This is a genomic window from Streptomyces sp. NPDC049879, from assembly GCF_044461265.1.
GTDB lineage: Bacteria > Actinomycetota > Actinomycetes > Streptomycetales > Streptomycetaceae > Streptomyces.
This window is the reverse complement of record NZ_JBITKT010000005.1, coordinates 367,130-386,631: the sequence shown is the minus strand read 5'-3', so window position 1 is coordinate 386,631 and position 19,502 is coordinate 367,130. Positions and strand designations below refer to the sequence as shown.

The 19,502-nt window shown below is 68.9% G+C and carries 13 protein-coding genes; 12 read left to right on the top strand and 1 reads right to left on the bottom strand.

Annotation, left to right across the window (positions count from 1 at the left end):
- The first annotated feature begins 11 nt into the window (after positions 1-11).
- The 6 genes from rplA (at position 12) to ACIBPC_RS19810 (ending at position 11,156) form a co-directional block, all read left to right on the top strand.
- The gene (gene rplA / locus ACIBPC_RS19835) at positions 12-728 is read left to right on the top strand and encodes a 50S ribosomal protein L1 (RefSeq protein ID WP_362962017.1); all 717 of its coding nucleotides are present in this window, start codon (positions 12-14) and stop codon (positions 726-728) included.
- A gap of 175 nt (positions 729-903) precedes the next feature.
- Positions 904-1,854 (top strand): hypothetical protein, encoded by a 951-nt coding sequence (locus ACIBPC_RS19830; RefSeq protein WP_362962015.1) that lies wholly within the window; start codon positions 904-906, stop codon positions 1,852-1,854.
- 326 nt (positions 1,855-2,180) lie between these two features.
- Complete coding sequence (gene rplJ / locus ACIBPC_RS19825; RefSeq protein ID WP_362962013.1) at positions 2,181-2,726, top strand: 50S ribosomal protein L10; 546 nt, start codon at positions 2,181-2,183, stop codon at positions 2,724-2,726.
- Between the two features lie 79 nt (positions 2,727-2,805).
- Positions 2,806-3,195, top strand: a complete 390-nt coding sequence (rplL, locus tag ACIBPC_RS19820) for a 50S ribosomal protein L7/L12 (protein ID WP_362962011.1) — start codon at positions 2,806-2,808, stop codon at positions 3,193-3,195.
- Between the two features lie 472 nt (positions 3,196-3,667).
- Positions 3,668-7,153, top strand: coding sequence for a DNA-directed RNA polymerase subunit beta (gene rpoB / locus ACIBPC_RS19815; RefSeq protein ID WP_362962009.1), 3,486 nt, complete (start codon positions 3,668-3,670; stop codon positions 7,151-7,153).
- Positions 7,154-7,250: 97 nt separating this feature from the next.
- Complete coding sequence (locus ACIBPC_RS19810) at positions 7,251-11,156, top strand: DNA-directed RNA polymerase subunit beta' (RefSeq protein WP_362962007.1); 3,906 nt, start codon at positions 7,251-7,253, stop codon at positions 11,154-11,156.
- A 130-nt stretch (positions 11,157-11,286) separates the two neighbouring features.
- Here the strand turns inward: ACIBPC_RS19810 and ACIBPC_RS19805 are convergent, their stop codons facing one another.
- Positions 11,287-12,576: an LCP family protein gene (locus tag ACIBPC_RS19805; protein ID WP_398846334.1), complete on the bottom strand. Its 1,290-nt coding sequence runs from the start codon at positions 12,574-12,576 to the stop codon at positions 11,287-11,289.
- 241 nt (positions 12,577-12,817) lie between these two features.
- Here ACIBPC_RS19805 and rpsL point away from each other — a divergent pair, with 241 nt between their 5' ends.
- From rpsL to ACIBPC_RS19775, 6 genes are all read left to right on the top strand, one after another.
- Entirely contained in the window at positions 12,818-13,189 is a 372-nt protein-coding gene (gene rpsL / locus ACIBPC_RS19800; RefSeq protein WP_049572471.1) for a 30S ribosomal protein S12, read from the top strand.
- Positions 13,190-13,191: 2 nt separating this feature from the next.
- Positions 13,192-13,662, top strand: a complete 471-nt coding sequence (rpsG, locus tag ACIBPC_RS19795) for a 30S ribosomal protein S7 (protein WP_052849178.1) — start codon at positions 13,192-13,194, stop codon at positions 13,660-13,662.
- A gap of 38 nt (positions 13,663-13,700) precedes the next feature.
- On the top strand, positions 13,701-15,821 hold the full coding sequence (gene fusA / locus ACIBPC_RS19790; RefSeq protein WP_398846331.1) for an elongation factor G: 2,121 nt from the start codon (positions 13,701-13,703) through the stop codon (positions 15,819-15,821).
- Positions 15,822-15,995: 174 nt separating this feature from the next.
- Positions 15,996-17,189, top strand: coding sequence for an elongation factor Tu (tuf, locus tag ACIBPC_RS19785; RefSeq protein WP_362962001.1), 1,194 nt, complete (start codon positions 15,996-15,998; stop codon positions 17,187-17,189).
- A 216-nt stretch (positions 17,190-17,405) separates the two neighbouring features.
- On the top strand, positions 17,406-17,798 hold the full coding sequence (locus ACIBPC_RS19780; RefSeq protein ID WP_362961999.1) for a DUF485 domain-containing protein: 393 nt from the start codon (positions 17,406-17,408) through the stop codon (positions 17,796-17,798).
- Entirely contained in the window at positions 17,795-19,498 is a 1,704-nt protein-coding gene (locus ACIBPC_RS19775) for a cation acetate symporter (RefSeq protein ID WP_362961997.1), read from the top strand. The genes ACIBPC_RS19780 and ACIBPC_RS19775 overlap by 4 nt, the downstream gene beginning before the upstream one ends.
- Positions 19,499-19,502: the final 4 nt, after the last annotated feature.

Sequence of the window (19,502 nt, the reverse complement as noted above, 5' to 3'; positions counted from 1 at the left end):
CAGGAGCAGCAGTGAAGCGCAGCAAGAACCTTCGCAGCGCGGACGCCAGGATCGACCGTACGAGTGTGTACGCGCCGCTCTCCGCCGTCCGGCTCGCCAAGGACACCTCGTCCGCCAAGTTCGACGCGACCGTCGAGGTCGCCATGCGCCTGGGCGTCGACCCGCGCAAGGCCGACCAGATGGTCCGCGGCACCGTCAACCTTCCGCACGGCACCGGCAAGACCGCCCGGGTCCTGGTCTTCGCGACCGGTGACCGTGCAGCGGCCGCGGAGGCCGCGGGCGCCGACATCGTCGGCTCCGACGAACTGATCGAGCGTGTGGCGGGCGGCTGGCTCGACTTCGACGCCGTCGTCGCCACCCCTGACCTCATGGGCAAGGTCGGCCGCCTGGGCCGCGTCCTCGGCCCGCGCGGTCTGATGCCCAACCCGAAGACCGGCACCGTCACTCCCGACGTGGCCAAGGCGGTCACCGAGATCAAGGGCGGCAAGATCGAGTTCCGCGTGGACAAGCACGCGAACCTCCACTTCATCATCGGCAAGGTCTCGTTCGACGAGCGCCAGCTGGTGGAGAACTACGCCGCCGCGCTGGACGAGATCCTGCGGCTGAAGCCGTCGGCGGCCAAGGGCCGTTACCTGAAGAAGGCGACGCTCAGCACCACGATCGGCCCCGGCATCCCGGTGGACACCAACCGCACCCGCGACCTGCTCGCCGAGGACAGCCTCGTCTGAGCCGCCGCGCGCGCCACGGCCGTACCGGCCCAACTGACGCCCGCCCCCGTGCCCTTGCGGCGCGGGGGCGGGCGTTCCGTTTGCGTCCGGCGCCCGCTGGGTTAGCGTGGAGACGGCAGTGCGGCCAGGACGAGGTGACGGGGGCGCGGTCCCCGGCCCCGACAGAGGGGGAACCATGCGTACCGACAAGCTCTACCCGTGGACCAGGACGGGCGTCAGGACGGCGGCGCGCGCCGCGGCCCTCGGCGGGGCGGCGGCGCTGCTGCTCGCCGGTACGGCGGCGTGCGGCGGCTCCGGTGACGACGGCGGCGCCGAGGACCGCACCGAGGGCGCCTCGCGCGCCGGCACGGACCCCGAGGTCCTCGCGGCCGTGCGGGCGGCGGCCGACAGCGCCGGACGGACCACCTCCGCCGCGTTCGAGGCGTCCCTCACCGGCGCGGGCACCCAGGACGGCGGTGTGACGGCGGACGGCGTGATGTCCTGGGGCGACGACCCGGCCATCGACGCGACGGTCGAGGGCGACGCGCTCGGGCTCGGCGCCGCCTCGCCCGCGGAGACCCGCGTCCTGTGGCTCGACGACACGCTGTGGGCCTCGCTCGACGAGACGTTCGCCGCCGAGTTCGAGGGCCGCGACTGGCTGCGGCTCGACCTCGCCGAGCTGGCGGGCGGGTCGGGCGGCCTCGCGGGCGCCGTCGCGTCCGCCCTGGACACCGCGGCCCAGGACCCGGCCGAGCAGCTCGCGCTGCTGCTGCGCTCGGAGTCCATCGAGGCGGTGGGCACCGAGGAGGTGAACGGCGCCGAGGCCGAGCACTACAGCGGCACCGTCTCCGTGGACGAGGCCCTGGCGTCCGGCGGGGAGGGCGAGCTGACCGAGGAGCAGCGGCAGCAGCTGTCCGACGCCGTCGAGCAGCAGGGCATCGAGAGCTGGACCGTCGATGTCTGGGTCGGCGAGGACGACTTCCCGGTCCGCCTGCGCCAGGAGTACACGACCACGCGCGGCGAGGTGACGTACCAGGTGGACTACGACGACCTGGGCACCGAGGTGGAGGTCACCGAGCCGCCCGCCGACCGCGCCGTGGAGTTCGCCGAGGTCCTGGAGCGGTTCGCGTCCGGCTTCGGCGGCTGAACCGGGGGCGGCGGGGCCGCCCGATTTGCCTGCCGCGCGGCGCGTCCCGTACCCTCGCTCACGAAGCCAAAGACCGCTGGTTGTCGCCGTGCGTCCCCGAGGGGCTCGCGGTGGCCGAAGGAACCGCTAGATGCGGGCGGCCCGCGCAGGTGATCGTGTACGACGTCCCGTGTGTTCAACGGCCGTCCGGTGTGTTCCTCCCGGACCCGTGTGAGCCGCGGCCCCGTCCGCCCCGAGCGCCCGCGCCCGGGGCGTTTCCGTTTTCTCCGGCTCCCTTCCGTGCGGTTGCGAATCACCCGGAAAGTCCCGGAAGGAGGGCCGAGGTTATGGCGAGTACCGACAAGGTCGCGGCAGTCGCGGAGATCAAGCAAGATTTCGAGAACTCCAGCGCGGCCGTCGTCACCGCGTACACCGGCCTCACCGTGGCCCAGCTCAAGCAGCTGCGCCGTTCCCTCGGTGAGAACGCCCAGTACCGTGTGGCGAAGAACACGCTGAGCAAGATCGCCGCCAACGAGGCCGGGGTCACCGGGCTCGACGAGTTCTTCAAGGGCTCGACCGCCGTCGCCTTTATCACCGGCGACCCGGTCGAGACGGCGAAGGGTCTGCGTGACTTCGCCAAGGAGAACCCCGCGCTCGTCATCAAGGGGGGCGTCCTCGAAGGCCGCACCCTGAGCGCGGCGGAGATCGTGAAGCTCGCGGACCTCGAGTCCCGCGAGGTGCTGCTGGCCAAGCTGGCCGGTGGCATGAAGGCGTCCATGGCCAAGGCCGCGGCGACCTTCCAGGCCCCGCTCACGAAGCTGGTCCGCACCGCGGACGCGCTGCGCGAGAAGGTCGAAAAGGGCGGTGCCGGCGAGCCTGCTCCCGCCGAGTAGGCATACGCCCGCCCGCAACACCCCGGATGTTCACCCGGCACCTGCCGATTGACCCGTTTGACATGGAAGGACCGCCATCATGGCGAAGCTGAGCCAGGACGAGCTGCTCGAGCAGTTCGCGGACATGACCCTGCTGGAGCTCTCGGACTTCGTGAAGAAGTTCGAGGAGAAGTTCGACGTCGAGGCCGCCGCCCCGGCCGCGTTCGCCCTGCCCGCGCAGGGTGGTGGCGCCGGTGCCGCCGAGGCCGAGCCGGAGAAGGACGAGTTCGACGTCATCCTCACCGGTGCGGGCGACAAGAAGATCCAGGTCATCAAGGTCGTGCGCGAGCTGACCTCGCTGGGTCTGAAGGAGGCCAAGGAGCTCGTGGACGGCGCCCCGAAGCCCGTCCTGGAGAAGGTCAACAAGGAGGCCGCGGAGAAGGCCAAGGAGTCGCTCGAGGCCGCCGGCGCCGGCGTCGAGGTCAAGTGATCTCCACCCGCTGACCGCGGCCTCCGCCGCAGGTCACGCGGGTCCTTCCCAGGGGCGATCACCCAGTCGGGTGGTCGCCCCTGGGCGTTGTGGTGGCCGCCTCCTTGCCCCCACGGGATGGCCAGGTATGGTGATCTTCGGTTCCCAGGGGCCTTGACGAACCGCACCGGGCGCGCGATTCTCAGGGCGCGCCGCCAGATCCGTCCATGAACCGAGGCATGGATGCTCGGCGGAGTGGGAAGTGATGCGGTCAGACGGAAGATCCGCAGCCGGCTACGAGGCGGCCGGGCGTGGATCGCGAGAGGCACGGAACGAGTACACCGAGGGTGGCTCCTCGATGGTCGATAGTGGCGTTGGACATCAGTGGGTCTTGTGGCTACACTGACCCTTTGCGCTGCCTAGCTGCCTCCTGCCCGTCACCAGGGGGGCGGGTACGCGCGCAGAGAGTCCGAGCCCTCGGAAGGACCCCCTCTTGGCCGCCTCGCGCAACGCCTCGACCAACAGTACGAACAACGGCACCAGCACCGCACCCCTGCGTGTCTCTTTTGCGAAGATCAAGGAACCCCTTGAGGTTCCGAACCTCCTTGCGCTCCAGACCGAGAGCTTCGACTGGCTCCTCGGCAACGACGCCTGGAAGGCCCGCGTCGAGGCTGCGCTGGACAGTGGACAGGACGTACCCAGGAAGTCAGGTCTGGAGGAGATCTTCGAGGAGATCTCCCCGATCGAGGACTTCTCCGGGTCCATGTCCCTGACTTTCCGGGACCACCGGTTCGAGCCGCCGAAGAACTCCATCGACGAGTGCAAGGAGCGCGACTTCACGTACGCGGCGCCGCTCTTCGTCACCGCCGAGTTCACGAACAACGAGACCGGTGAGATCAAGTCCCAGACGGTCTTCATGGGCGACTTCCCGCTCATGACCGACAAGGGCACCTTCTGCATCAACGGTACCGAGCGCGTCGTCGTCTCGCAGCTCGTCCGTTCCCCGGGCGTCTACTTCGACAGCAGCATCGACAAGACGTCCGACAAGGACCTCTTCTCGGCCAAGATCATCCCGTCCCGGGGTGCCTGGCTGGAGATGGAGATCGACAAGCGCGACATGGTCGGCGTCCGCATCGACCGCAAGCGCAAGCAGTCCGTCACCGTGCTGCTGAAGGCCCTCGGCTGGACCTCCGACCAGATCCTGGAGGAGTTCGGCGACTACGAGTCCATGCGCGCCACCCTGGAGAAGGACCACACCCAGGGGCAGGACGACGCGCTGCTCGACATCTACCGCAAGCTCCGGCCGGGCGAGCCGCCGACCCGCGAGGCCGCGCAGACGCTGCTGGAGAACCTGTACTTCAACCCCAAGCGCTACGACCTGGCCAAGGTCGGCCGCTACAAGATCAACAAGAAGCTGGGCGGGGACGAGCCGCTCGACGCCGGTGTGCTGACGGTCGAGGACATCGTCGCCACCATCAAGTACCTGGTCCGCCTGCACGCCGGTGAGACCGAGACGGCCACGCCGAACGGCCGGACGATCGTCGTCGAGACCGACGACATCGACCACTTCGGCAACCGCCGCCTGCGCAACGTCGGCGAGCTGATCCAGAACCAGGTCCGCACCGGCCTCGCGCGCATGGAGCGCGTCGTCCGCGAGCGCATGACCACCCAGGACGTCGAGGCGATCACGCCCCAGACCCTGATCAACATCCGGCCGGTCGTCGCCTCCATCAAGGAGTTCTTCGGCACCAGCCAGCTGTCGCAGTTCATGGACCAGACGAACCCGCTCTCCGGGCTGACCCACAAGCGCCGCCTGTCGGCGCTGGGCCCCGGCGGCCTCAGCCGCGAGCGGGCCGGCCTGGAGGTCCGTGACGTGCACCCCTCGCACTACGGGCGCATGTGTCCGATCGAGACCCCCGAGGGTCCGAACATCGGTCTGATCGGCTCGCTCGCCGCCTTCGGCCGGGTCAACGCGTTCGGCTTCGTCGAGACGCCCTACCGCCGGGTGACCGAGGGCGTCGTCACCGACGCGGTGGACTACCTGACCGCGGACGAGGAGGACCGGTACGTCATCGCGCAGGCGAACGCCCGCCTGACCGACGACTACCGCTTCGCCGAGGCCCGCGTCCTGGTCCGCATCCGCGGCGGCGAGGTCGACTACGTCGCCGGCACCGACGTGGACTACATGGACGTCTCGCCGCGCCAGATGGTGTCGGTCGCGACCGCCATGATCCCGTTCCTGGAGCACGACGACGCCAACCGCGCGCTCATGGGCTCGAACATGATGCGCCAGGCCGTGCCGCTGATCCAGGCCGAGTCGCCGCTCGTCGGCACCGGCATGGAGTACCGCTCCGCCGTGGACGCGGGCGACGTCATCAAGGCCGAGCGGGACGGCGTCATCACCGACGTCTCCGCCGACTACATCTCCATCCAGTACGACGACGGCACGCACGTCACGCACCGGCTGGCGAAGTTCCACCGCTCCAACCAGGGCACCTCCTTCAACCAGAAGGTCCTGGTCGAGGAGGGCGACCGCGTCATCACCGGCCAGGTGATCGCCGACGGCCCGTCCACCGAGAGCGGCGAGATGGCGCTCGGCAAGAACCTGCTGGTCGCGTTCATGCCGTGGGAGGGCTACAACTACGAGGACGCGATCATCCTCAGCCAGCGCCTGGTGCAGGACGACGTCCTCTCCTCGATCCACATCGAGGAGCACGAGGTCGACGCCCGCGACACCAAGCTGGGCCCCGAGGAGATCACCCGGGACATCCCGAACGTCTCCGAGGAGGTCCTCGCCGACCTCGACGACCGCGGCATCATCCGCATCGGCGCCGAGGTCGAGGCCGGGGACATCCTGGTCGGCAAGGTCACCCCGAAGGGCGAGACCGAGCTGACCCCGGAGGAGCGCCTGCTGCGCGCGATCTTCGGCGAGAAGGCCCGCGAGGTCCGTGACACCTCCCTGAAGGTGCCGCACGGCGAGACCGGCAAGGTCATCGGCGTGCGCGTCTTCGATCGCGAGGAGGGCGACGAGCTGCCGCCCGGCGTCAACCAGCTGGTCCGCGTCTACGTGGCCCAGAAGCGGAAGATCACCGACGGCGACAAGCTCGCCGGCCGCCACGGCAACAAGGGCGTCATCTCGAAGATCCTGCCCGTCGAGGACATGCCGTTCATGGAGGACGGCACCCCGGTGGACATCATCCTCAACCCGCTGGGCGTCCCGTCCCGCATGAACCCCGGCCAGGTGCTGGAGATCCACCTCGGGTGGCTCGCCTCGCAGGGCTGGAAGGTCGAGGGGACCGACGCGGAGTGGAAGGAGCGGCTCGCGGCCATCGGCGCCGACGAGGTCGCGCCCGGCACCAACGTCGCCACCCCGGTGTTCGACGGCGCGCGCGAGGACGAGCTGGCGGGCCTGTTCGAGTCCACCATCCCCAACCGCGACGGCGACCGCCTGGTCCTGCCCTCCGGCAAGGCCCGGCTGTACGACGGCCGGTCCGGGGAGCCGTTCCCGGACCCGATCTCCGTCGGCTACATGTACATCCTGAAGCTGCACCACCTGGTCGACGACAAGCTGCACGCCCGCTCGACCGGCCCGTACTCCATGATCACCCAGCAGCCGCTCGGTGGTAAGGCGCAGTTCGGTGGCCAGCGCTTCGGCGAGATGGAGGTGTGGGCGCTGGAGGCGTACGGCGCGGCCTACGCGCTCCAGGAGCTGCTCACCATCAAGTCCGACGACGTCACCGGCCGCGTCAAGGTCTACGAGGCCATCGTCAAGGGCGAGAACATCCCCGAGCCCGGCATCCCGGAGTCCTTCAAGGTGCTCATCAAGGAGATGCAGTCGCTCTGCCTCAACGTGGAGGTGCTGTCCAGCGACGGCATGTCCATCGAGATGCGCGACACCGACGAGGACGTCTTCCGCGCCGCGGAGGAGCTCGGCATCGACCTGTCCCGGCGCGAGCCGAGCAGCGTCGAAGAGGTCTGACGGGTCCGGCCGGGAGCGGCGTCACCACGCCGCCCCCGGCCCAGCCCCCCGACCCCGATCAGACCACCACACACGACCCTGAGAGGGATTGACGAGAGTGCTCGACGTCAACTTCTTCGACGAGCTGCGGATCGGCCTCGCCACCGCTGACGACATCCGTCAGTGGTCCCACGGTGAGGTCAAGAAGCCGGAGACCATCAACTACCGCACCCTCAAGCCCGAGAAGGACGGCCTCTTCTGCGAGAAGATCTTCGGCCCCACCCGGGACTGGGAGTGCTACTGCGGCAAGTACAAGCGCGTCCGCTTCAAGGGCATCATCTGTGAGCGCTGCGGCGTCGAGGTGACCCGCGCCAAGGTGCGCCGTGAGCGGATGGGCCACATCGAACTGGCCGCCCCCGTCACCCACATCTGGTACTTCAAGGGCGTCCCGTCGCGCCTGGGCTACCTGCTCGACCTCGCGCCGAAGGACCTGGAGAAGGTCATCTACTTCGCCGCGTACATGATCACGTACGTGGACGAGGAGCGCCGTACGCGCGACCTGCCGTCGCTGGAGGCCCAGATCTCCGTCGAGCGCCAGCAGGTCGAGCAGCGCCGCGACGCCGACCTGGAGGCCCGCGCCAAGAAGCAGGAGTCGGACCTCGCCGAGCTGGAGGCCGAGGGCGCCAAGGCCGACGTGCGCCGCAAGGTGCGCGAGGGCGCCGAGCGCGAGATGAAGCAGCTGCGCGACCGCGCGCAGCGCGAGCTGGACCGTCTGGACGAGGTCTGGGCCCGCTTCAAGAACCTCAAGGTCCAGGACCTGGAGGGCGACGAGCTGCTCTACCGCGAGCTGCGCGACCGCTTCGGGACCTACTTCGACGGCTCGATGGGCGCCGCCGCGCTGCAGAAGCGGCTGGAGACCTTCGACCTGGAGGAGGAGGCCGAGCGGCTGCGGGAGATCATCCGCACCGGCAAGGGCCAGAAGAAGACCCGCGCCCTGAAGCGGCTCAAGGTCGTCTCGCCGTTCCTGCAGACCTCCAACAGCCCGCGCGGCATGGTCCTCGACTGCGTCCCGGTGATCCCGCCGGACCTGCGGCCGATGGTGCAGCTGGACGGTGGCCGCTTCGCGACCTCCGACCTGAACGACCTGTACCGCCGCGTCATCAACCGGAACAACCGCCTCAAGCGCCTGCTCGACCTCGGTGCCCCCGAGATCATCGTGAACAACGAGAAGCGGATGCTCCAGGAGGCCGTGGACGCGCTGTTCGACAACGGCCGGCGCGGCCGTCCGGTCACCGGTCCCGGCAACCGCCCGCTGAAGTCGCTGTCCGACATGCTCAAGGGCAAGCAGGGCCGCTTCCGCCAGAACCTGCTCGGCAAGCGCGTGGACTACTCCGCGCGTTCCGTGATCGTCGTCGGTCCGCAGCTGAAGCTGCACCAGTGCGGTCTGCCGAAGGCGATGGCGCTGGAGCTGTTCAAGCCGTTCGTGATGAAGCGCCTGGTGGACCTGAACCACGCGCAGAACATCAAGTCGGCCAAGCGCATGGTCGAGCGCCAGCGCACCGTGGTGTACGACGTCCTCGAAGAGGTCATCGCCGAGCACCCGGTGCTGCTGAACCGCGCCCCGACCCTGCACCGCCTCGGCATCCAGGCCTTCGAGCCGCAGCTGGTCGAGGGCAAGGCCATCCAGATCCACCCGCTCGTCTGCACCGCGTTCAACGCGGACTTCGACGGCGACCAGATGGCCGTGCACCTGCCGCTGTCCGCGGAGGCGCAGGCCGAGGCCCGCATCCTGATGCTGTCCTCGAACAACATCCTCAAGCCGGCCGACGGCCGCCCGGTGACCATGCCCACCCAGGACATGGTGCTCGGCCTCTTCTTCCTCACCACGGACGAGGAGGAGCGCGAGGTCAAGGGCGAGGGCAGGTCGTTCGCCTCCACCGCCGAGGCGATCATGGCGTTCGACGCCGGGGAGCTGTCGCTCCAGGCGAAGATCGACATCCGCTTCCCGGTGGGCTCCGTGCCGCCCCGCGGCTGGACCCCGCCCGCGCCCGCCGAGGGCGACGGGTCCGAGGAGTGGCAGCAGGGCGACAGCTTCCGGATGCGCACCACGCTGGGCCGGGCGCTCTTCAACGAGCTGCTGCCGGAGGACTACCCGTTCATCGACCAGTCCGTCGGCAAGAAGCAGCTCTCGCAGATCGTCAACGACCTCGCCGAGCGCTACCCCAAGGTGATCGTCGCCGCCACGCTGGACAACCTGAAGTCCTCCGGTTACTTCTGGGCCACGCGCTCGGGCGTCACCGTCGCGGTCTCCGACATCGTCGTGCCCCCGGTCAAGAAGCAGATCCTGGCCGACTACGAGGCGCAGGACGAGAAGGTCCAGAAGCAGTACGAGCGCGGCCTCATCACCAAGGACGAGCGCACGCAGGAACTGATCGCGATCTGGACCAAGGCGACGAACGAGGTCGCCGAGGCCATGAGCGAGAACTTCCCGAAGATCAACCCGATCTTCATGATGGTCGACTCGGGCGCCCGCGGAAACATGATGCAGATGCGTCAGATCGCGGGTATGCGCGGCCTCGTCTCGAACGCGAAGAACGAGACCATCCCGCGGCCGATCAAGGCGTCGTTCCGCGAGGGCCTGTCCGTGCTGGAGTACTTCATCTCCACGCACGGCGCCCGCAAGGGCCTCGCCGACACCGCCCTGCGGACCGCCGACTCCGGGTACCTCACCCGCCGTCTGGTGGACGTCTCCCAGGACGTGATCATCCGCGAGGAGGACTGCGGCACCGAGCGCGGCCTGAAGCTGAGCATCGCGGCCAAGGGTCCCGACGGCGTGCTGCGCAAGGCGGAGGACGTCGAGAGCAGCGTCTACGCCCGCTGTCTCGCCGAGGACATCGTCGTGGACGGGAAGGTGCTGGCCCCGGCCGGGACCGACCTGGGCGACGTGCTCATCGACGAGCTGGTCGGCCACGGCGTCGAGACGGTCAAGACCCGCTCGGTCCTGACCTGCGAGTCGGCCGTCGGCACCTGCGCCATGTGCTACGGCAGGTCGCTGGCCACCGGCAAGCTCGTGGACATCGGCGAGGCCGTCGGCATCATCGCGGCCCAGTCCATCGGTGAGCCCGGCACGCAGCTGACGATGCGCACGTTCCACACCGGCGGTGTCGCCGGTGAGGACATCACGCAGGGTCTGCCGCGTGTGGTCGAGCTGTTCGAGGCCAGGCAGCCCAAGGGCGTCGCGCCGATCTCCGAGTCGGCGGGCCGCGTGCGGATCGAGGAGACCGAGAAGACGAAGAAGGTCGTCGTCACCCCGGACGACGGGTCGGACGAGACCTCCTACGCGGTCTCCAAGCGGTCCCGTCTGCTGGTCGGCGAGGGCGAGCACGTCACGGTCGGCCAGCCGCTGACCGTCGGCGCGGCGAACCCGCACGACGTCCTGCGCATCCTCGGCCAGCGCGCCGTGCAGATCTACCTGGTGGGCGAGGTCCAGAAGGTCTACAACTCCCAGGGTGTCGCGATCCACGACAAGCACATCGAGATCATCGTCCGGCAGATGCTGCGCCGGGTGACGATCATCGAGTCGGGCGACGCGGAGCTGCTGCCGGGCGAGCTGGTGGAGCGCTCGAAGTTCGAGAGCGAGAACCGGCGCGTCGTCGCCGAGGGCGGCCACCCCGCCTCCGGCCGTCCGCAGCTGATGGGCATCACCAAGGCGTCGCTGGCCACCGAGTCGTGGCTGTCGGCGGCGTCCTTCCAGGAGACGACCCGGGTGCTCACCGACGCGGCGATCAACGCCAAGTCGGACTCCCTGATCGGCCTCAAGGAGAACGTGATCATCGGCAAGCTGATCCCGGCCGGTACGGGCCTGTCCCGCTACCGCAACATCCGGGTGGAGCCCACCGAGGAGGCGAAGGCCGCGATGTACTCGGCCGTCGGGTACGACGACATCGACTACTCGCCCTTCGGTACCGGCTCCGGCCAGGCCGTTCCGCTGGAGGACTACGACTACGGCCCCTACCAGGGCTGATCCTCGAAGCGAGCAGCAGTACGCGGGCCCGTCCGGGCGGCATCATCGCCGCCCGTGGCGGGCCCGCGGGCGTGTGTGCGGGCGGGTGGTGGCGCGTACGGGAGGGATCCGTACGGGCGGGCGGGCGCGGTCAGCGCACCTCGTCGCCCAGCTGTTCGGGGGCCTCGTCGGTGGTGAGGAACTCCGCCATGGCGTCGTCGCGCATGGCCTCCCACAGGGGCGCCGCCGCCTCGTCGTCGAGGAGCACGACCGACTGGCCGCGGCGGCGGTCGGTGCCGGCGACGGGGGCGTTCATGAAGTTGACCTCGTCCCCCCTGATGCCGCGCAGGTCCCAGGCGAGGGAGCGCAGGTCGCCGTTGCTGAGCTGGTCGTCGACGCTGACGACGTCGCCGACGGTGCCGAGCAGCCCGGTCAGGCGGCCGGGGTCGGTGAGCGTGCCGGAGCCGGCGGTCTGGTCGAGCAGGGCCCGCAGGAAGTTCTGCTGGCGCCTGGTGCGGTCGAAGTCGCCGCCGGGCAGCGACTTGCGCTCCCTGACGTAGTCGAGGGCCTCGCGGCCGTCCATGCGCTCGCCGTCCACGGTCACGCCGCCGACGGCGTCGGTGAACGCGCGGAAGCCCGACCAGTCGATGATCGCGACGTGGTCGACGCGTACGCCCGTGAGGTTCTGCACCGTCTCCACCAGCAGGGCGGGGCCGCCCCAGGAGTAGGCCGCGTTCAGCTTGGCCTCCCCGGCGCCGGGGATCTCGGTCCACGTGTCGCGGGGGAGCGAGACGACGGAGACGGTCTCGCGGTCGGCGGATATCTGGGTGAGCATCATCGTGTCGCTGCGGGCCACGCCCGCCTGCCACCGCTCGCCCGGGTCGGGGGCCTGGTCGTCGTCCACGCCGATCAGCAGGTAGACCTGCGCGTCGCCCTCGACGCGGGGCGGCTGGGCGCTGGCCGGGAGGTGTGTCGGCAGGGCGTCGGGGATGCGCTCGATGGAGTCGAGCGCCTCGTCGGTCTCCCACCACAGCCAGGCGGCCGCGGCGCCTGTGGCGCCGGTCACCAGGGCCAGGAGGGCGGCCACCACCAGCGGCCAGCGGCGCCTGCGGCGCGGTGGCGTCCTCGTGCCGCCCTCCCCGCCGCCGCCTCCCGCGTCGTCCCCCTCGGCCTCCGCGGCCTGGGCGCGTTCCGTGGCGGTGCCACTCCCCGCCGTGGCGTCCGCCGGGCCGGGTGCGGAGGTGTCCGCACCGTCCCCATCAGGGGATATGTCCCCGGCGTCGTCCTGGCCTTCCGCTCTGTCCCCGGCCCCGCCTCCCTCCTCGCCGCCCGCACGCCCGGCGCTGTCGGGACTGTCGGTCCCGTCGGTTCTTTCGGTACGCTCGCCACCGGCTGTGGTGCTGCCCGCGGCGGCCCCTCCTGTGTCCCCACGCGTGTCCATGGGGTCATTGTGCGTGCGCAGCCAATCATTTTGACCGCAGCCCCCGGGGTAGGTACCCTCTGACCTTGTGCCTGGGGTGTTCCCTGCGCTTTTTCCTGCCGCATGGACTCCGGGATCTGCGTCCCTCCCGCTCCGCGAGGAGTTCGGACACCCGCAGTCTCTCCGACACACCCGACCGCGTGGGTCGGGGAGTGGCCCAGGTTAGCTTTATCGAGATCGGCACAGAGAAACCGGAGATACGGTGCCAACGATCCAGCAGCTGGTCCGGAAGGGCCGGCAGGACAAGGTCGAGAAGAACAAGACACCCGCGCTCGAGGGCTCGCCCCAGCGCCGCGGTGTCTGCACGCGTGTGTTCACGACCACCCCGAAGAAGCCGAACTCGGCGCTGCGCAAGGTCGCCCGTGTGCGACTGAGCAACGGCATCGAGGTCACGGCTTACATCCCGGGCGAGAACCACAACCTTCAGGAGCACTCCATCGTGCTCGTGCGCGGTGGCCGTGTGAAGGACCTGCCGGGTGTTCGCTACAAGATCATCCGCGGTTCGCTCGACACCCAGGGTGTCAAGAACCGCAAGCAGGCCCGCAGCCGTTACGGCGCCAAGAAGGAGAAGTAAGCATGCCTCGTAAGGGCCCTGCCCCGAAGCGTCCGGTTCACATCGACCCGGTCTACGGCTCCCCTCTGGTGACGTCGCTGATCAACAAGGTGCTGCTGAACGGCAAGCGCTCCACCGCCGAGCGCATCGTCTACGGCGCCATGGAAGGCCTGCGGGACAAGACCGGCAACGACCCGGTCATCACCCTCAAGCGCGCCCTGGAGAACGTCAAGCCGACGATCGAGGTGAAGTCCCGCCGCGTCGGTGGCGCCACCTACCAGGTGCCGATCGAGGTCAAGCCCGGTCGCTCCTCCACCCTGGCCCTGCGCTGGCTGGTGGGCTACTCGCGCGCCCGTCGCGAGAAGACGATGACCGAGCGGCTGATGAACGAGCTGCTCGACGCGTCGAACGGGCTGGGTGCCTCCGTCAAGAAGCGCGAGGACACCCACAAGATGGCCGAATCCAACAAGGCCTTCGCGCACTACCGCTGGTAGTCGCGCCCCCATCGAGACCGAGAGAAGACTGAAGCCATATGGCTACCACTTCACTTGACTTGGCCAAGGTCCGCAACATCGGGATCATGGCCCACATCGACGCGGGCAAGACGACGACCACCGAGCGCATCCTGTACTACACCGGCATGAGCTACAAGATCGGTGAAGTCCACGACGGCGCCGCCACGACGGACTGGATGGAGCAGGAGCAGGAGCGCGGCATCACGATCACGTCCGCCGCGGTCACCTGTCACTGGGTCCTGGACGACGTCGACAACACCATCAACATCATCGACACCCCCGGTCACGTCGACTTCACGGTCGAGGTCGAGCGTTCGCTCCGTGTCCTCGACGGTGCCGTCACGGTGTTCGACGGTGTCGCCGGTGTCGAGCCGCAGTCCGAGACGGTGTGGCGTCAGGCCGACCGCTACGGTGTGCCGCGTATCTGCTTCGTGAACAAGCTGGACCGCACGGGCGCGGACTTCTTCCGCTGCGTCGACATGATCGTCGACCGGCTGAAGGCCACCCCGCTGGTCATGCAGCTGCCGATCGGCGCCGAGGCCGGATTCAAGGGCGTGGTGGACCTCGTCCGGATGAAGGCCCTCGTCTGGTCCGAGGAGACCAAGCTCGGCGAGATGTACGACGTCGTGGAGATCCCCGAGGACCTGCGTGAGCAGGCCGAGGAGTGGCACACCAAGCTCGTCGAGGCCGTCGCCGAGAACGACGAGGAGGTCATGGAGCAGTACCTGGAGGGCGAGGAGCCTTCCCAGGAGCAGCTCATCGCGGCGATCCGCCGCGTCACCCTGGCCTCCACCGGGACCGGCGACACCACGATCACCCCGGTGTTCTGCGGCACCGCGTTCAAGAACAAGGGCGTGCAGCCCCTGCTCGACGCGGTCGTGCGGTACCTGCCGTCGCCGCTGGACGTCGAGGCCGTGGAGGGCACCTCGCCGCGTGACCCCGAGCAGGTCATCGCGCGCAAGCCGTCCGAGGACGAGCCGCTCGCGGCTCTCGCGTTCAAGATCGCCAGCGACCCCCACCTGGGCAAGCTGACCTTCATCCGGATCTACTCCGGCGTGCTCCAGGCGGGCGCGCAGGTGCAGAACTCCGTGAAGGAGAAGAAGGAACGCATCGGCAAGATCTACCGGATGCACGCGAACAAGCGTGAGGAGATCGACCGCGTCGGCGCCGGCGACATCGTCGCCGTCATGGGTCTGAAGCAGACCACGACCGGCGAGACCCTGGCCGACCCGGCCAACCCGGTGATCCTGGAGTCGATGGACTTCCCGGCCCCGGTCATCGAGGTCGCGATCGAGCCCAAGTCCAAGGGCGACCAGGAGAAGCTGGGTGTCGCCATCCAGCGTCTCGCCGAGGAGGACCCGTCCTTCCAGGTGAAGGCCGACCAGGAGACCGGTCAGACCATCATCGCGGGCATGGGCGAGCTTCACCTCGACATCCTGGTCGACCGGATGAAGCGTGAGTTCAAGGTCGAGGCGAACGTCGGCAAGCCGCAGGTCGCGTACCGCGAGACGCTGCGCAAGTCGGTCGACCGGCTCGACTACACGCACAAGAAGCAGACCGGCGGTTCCGGGCAGTTCGCCAAGGTGCAGATCGCCCTGGCGCCGCTGGAAGGCGACGGGTACGAGTTCGAGAACAAGGTCACCGGTGGCCGCATCCCCAAGGAGTACATCCCCTCGGTGGACGCGGGCTGCCAGGAGGCGATGGAGTTCGGCGTGCTCGCCGGCTACCCGCTGACCGGTGTCAAGGTGACCCTGCTCGACGGCGCGTACCATGACGTCGACTCCTCCGAGATGGCCTTCAAGATCGCCGGTTCCATGGCGTTCAAGGAAGCCGCTCGCAAGGCCGGACCGGTCCTGCTGGAACCGCTGATGGCCGTCGAGGTCACCACGCCCGAGGACTACATGGGCGATGTGATCGGTGACATCAACTCCCGCCGTGGCCAGATCCAGGCCATGGAGGACCGCAGCGGTGCCAAGGTCGTCAAGGCGCTGGTCCCGCTGTCGGAGATGTTCGGTTACGTCGGTGACCTCCGCTCCAAGACCTCGGGTCGCGCGAGCTACAGCATGCAGTTCGACTCCTACGGCGAGGTTCCCCGGAGCGTCGCCGAGGAGATCATCGCGAAGGCCAAGGGCGAGTAAGCCCGTAGGCTGGAGCCAGAGGGTGTCCGGGGGCCTCGTGCCCCCGGCCGCCCAGCCCATCAGCGAAGCGGTCAAGGGCATCCCCCTCGGGGTCCTGGCCGATTCGGTCGACATTTCTGAAAACCTCCCGCGCAGTGCGGGGGGCGTACAGCATCAGTCCACAGGAGGACCCCAGTGGCGAAGGCGAAGTTCGAGCGGACTAAGCCGCACGTCAACATTGGCACCATCGGTCACATCGACCACGGCAAGACGACTCTTACCGCGGCGATCACCAAGGTGCTGCACGACGCGTACCCGGACGTGAACGAGAGCTTCGCGTTCGAGAACATTGACAAGGCTCCCGAAGAGCGTCAGCGCGGTATCACCATCTCCATCGCGCACGTCGAGTACCAGACGGAGAACCGTCACTACGCTCACGTTGACTGCCCGGGTCACGCGGACTACATCAAGAACATGATCACCGGTGCCGCGCAGATGGACGGCGCCATCCTCGTGGTCGCCGCCACCGACGGCCCCATGCCGCAGACCAAGGAGCACGTGCTCCTGGCCCGCCAGGTCGGCGTCCCGTACATCGTCGTCGCGCTGAACAAGGCCGACATGGTGGACGACGAGGAGATCATGGAGCTCGTCGAGCTCGAGGTCCGTGAGCTGCTCACGGAGTACGAGTTCCCGGGCGACGACGTCCCCGTCGTGAAGGTCTCCGCGCTGAAGGCGCTGGAGGGCGACCCGGAGTGGGCCAAGAGCGTCCTGGAGCTCATGCAGGCCGTGGACGACGCGATCCCGCAGCCCGAGCGTGACATCGACAAGCCGTTCCTGATGCCGATCGAGGACGTCTTCACGATCACCGGCCGCGGCACCGTCGTGACCGGCCGCATCGAGCGCGGTGTCCTCAAGGTCAACGAGACCGTCGACATCATCGGCATCAAGACCGAGAAGGCCACCACCACGGTGACCGGCATCGAGATGTTCCGCAAGCTCCTCGACGAGGGTCGCGCGGGTGAGAACGTCGGTCTGCTGCTCCGCGGCATCAAGCGCGAGGACGTCGAGCGCGGCCAGGTCATCATCAAGCCGGGTTCGGTCACGCCGCACACGGACTTCGAGGCGCAGGCGTACATCCTGTCGAAGGACGAGGGTGGCCGCCACACCCCGTTCTTCAACAACTACCGCCCGCAGTTCTACTTCCGTACCACCGACGTGACCGGTGTGGTGCACCTCCCCGAGGGCACCGAGATGGTCATGCCGGGCGACAACACCGAGATGCGCGTCGAGCTGATCCAGCCCATCGCCATGGAGGAGGGCCTGAAGTTCGCCATCCGTGAGGGTGGCCGGACTGTGGGCGCCGGCCAGGTCACCAAGATCATCAAGTGACCTGACAGCTTCACCAGCTCCACCCAGGGGCCCCGGTACCGCTTGCGCGGTGCCGGGGCCCCTGTGCGTGCGCCCGGCGTCAGCGCGGCGGCGGGCCGTCGTCCGTTCGGCGCGGATATCGACCGTTCGCCGACCGGTGGGCCCGGCGCTCGGGCAGGGTGTGTGACGCTCTCGGACGTTTCCGGAGCACACGTCCCCCGAAGACAGGAGCCGGTGATGACGTCGACGCAGCCCGTCCCCGATGCCAGCGATCCGCCGGGCGGTGATCTGGAGGCACGGTCCGCCGCCATGTACGACGACCCGCGGTTCCGGGAGCTGCGGACGCGGCTGGTGCGCTTCGTCCTCCCGGCGAGCGTGGCGTTCCTCGCCTGGTACCTGCTGTACGTGCTGATGTCCGCGTACGCGCGCGGCGTCATGGCGCACGAGGTGATCGGCAACGCGAACGTGGCCCTGTTCTTCGGGCTGCTCCAGTTCGTGACGACCTTCGGCATCGCGATCCTCTACTCGCGCTACGCCAACCGCCGCTTCGACCCGCTGGCCGACGAGCTGCGCGACGAGCTGGACCCGGGTGCGGGCGTCCCCGCCGCCAGGAAGGGGGACGACGCATGATGCTGCTGGCCGAGGAGAGCACCTCGCAGGAGCGGCTGATCACCATGATCCTGTTCTCGGTGCTGATCGCCGTGACGATCCTGGTGACGGTGCGCGCGAGCCGCAGGACCAAGTCCGCGACCGACTTCCACTCCGGGGGGCGCGGCTTCTCCGGGATCCAGAACGGCTTCGCGATCGGCGGCGACTACATGTCGGCCGCGTCGTTCCTCGGCATCGCCGGGATGATCGCGCTGTTCGGCTACGACGGGTTCCTGTACTCGATCGGCTTCCTCGTCGCCTGGCTGGTCGCGCTGCTGCTGGTGGCCGAACTGCTGCGGAACTCGGGCCGCTTCACGATGGCGGACGTCGTCTCGTACCGCATGCGGCAGCGGCCGGTGCGCACGGCGGCTTCGGTGTCGACGCTGACCGTCTCGATCTTCTACCTGCTGGCCCAGATGGTCGGCGCGGGCGCGCTGGTGGCGCTGCTGCTCGGCATCGAGGAGGGCGACACCTACCTCGGGATGAGCGCGGACACGGCGAAGATCGTCGGCATCGTCGTCGTCGGCATCCTGATGGTCGTCTACGTGTCCTTCGGCGGCATGACCGGCACCACGTGGGTGCAGATCATCAAGGCCGTGATGCTGATGGGCGGCGCGCTGCTGGTGACCGCGCTGGTGCTGTCGATCTACGACTTCGACCTCGGCGCCCTGATGAGCGACGCGTCGAACGCGAGCGGGGTCGGGGACGCGTTCCTCCAGCCGGGGCAGCGGTACGGCGTCGAAGTGGCCGGTGACGCCTGGCAGACGATGGTGAACAAGCTGGACCTCATCAGCCTGGGCCTCGCGCTGGTCCTGGGCACGGCGGGCCTGCCGCACATCCTCATCCGCTTCTACACGGTCCCCGACTCGAAGACCGCGCGGAAGTCCGTCAACTGGGCCATCGGCATCATCGGCACCTTCTACCTGCTGACGCTCGTCCTCGGCTTCGGCGCGGCGGCGCTGGTCGGCCGCGAGGCGATCACGGCGCAGAACACGGCGGGCAACACGGCGGCGCCCCAGCTGGCCGAGGCGGTCGGCGACCACTTCGGCGGGGACACGCTGGGCGCGATCATGCTGGCGTTCATCGCGGCGGTCGCGTTCGCCACGATCCTCTCGACGGTCGCGGGCCTGACGATCGCGTCGTCGTCCTCGCTGGCGCACGACTTCTACAACAGCGTGCTGCGCAAGGGGCAGGCGAGCGAACGGGAGGAGGTGCGCGTCGCGCGGTTCGCGGCGATCGGGGTCGGGGCGGTCTCCATCGTGCTGGCGGTCTTCGCGCAGAACCTGAACGTCGCCTTCCTCGTCGCCCTCGCGTTCGCCATCGCGGCCTCCGCGAACCTGCCGGTGATCCTCTTCAGCCTCTTCTGGAAGCGGTTCAACACCCGGGGCGCGGTCGCCGGCATCTACGGCGGGCTGATCTCGTCCGTCGGTCTGGTGTTCTTCTCGCCGGTCGTCTCCGGCAAGGGCGAGGACGCGTCGGGCAACAGCCTGTCGCTGTTCCCCGCGAGCGTGGACTTCCACTGGTTCCCGCTGGAGAACCCCGGGCTCGTCTCGATCCCGATCGGTCTGCTGTGCGCCGTCATCGGCACGCTGACGTCGCGCGAGGCCGACCCCGACCGCTTCGCCAAGCTCCAGGTGCGCGCCCTCACCGGCGCGGGGGCGGAGCGCGCCGGCTCGCACTGACCCG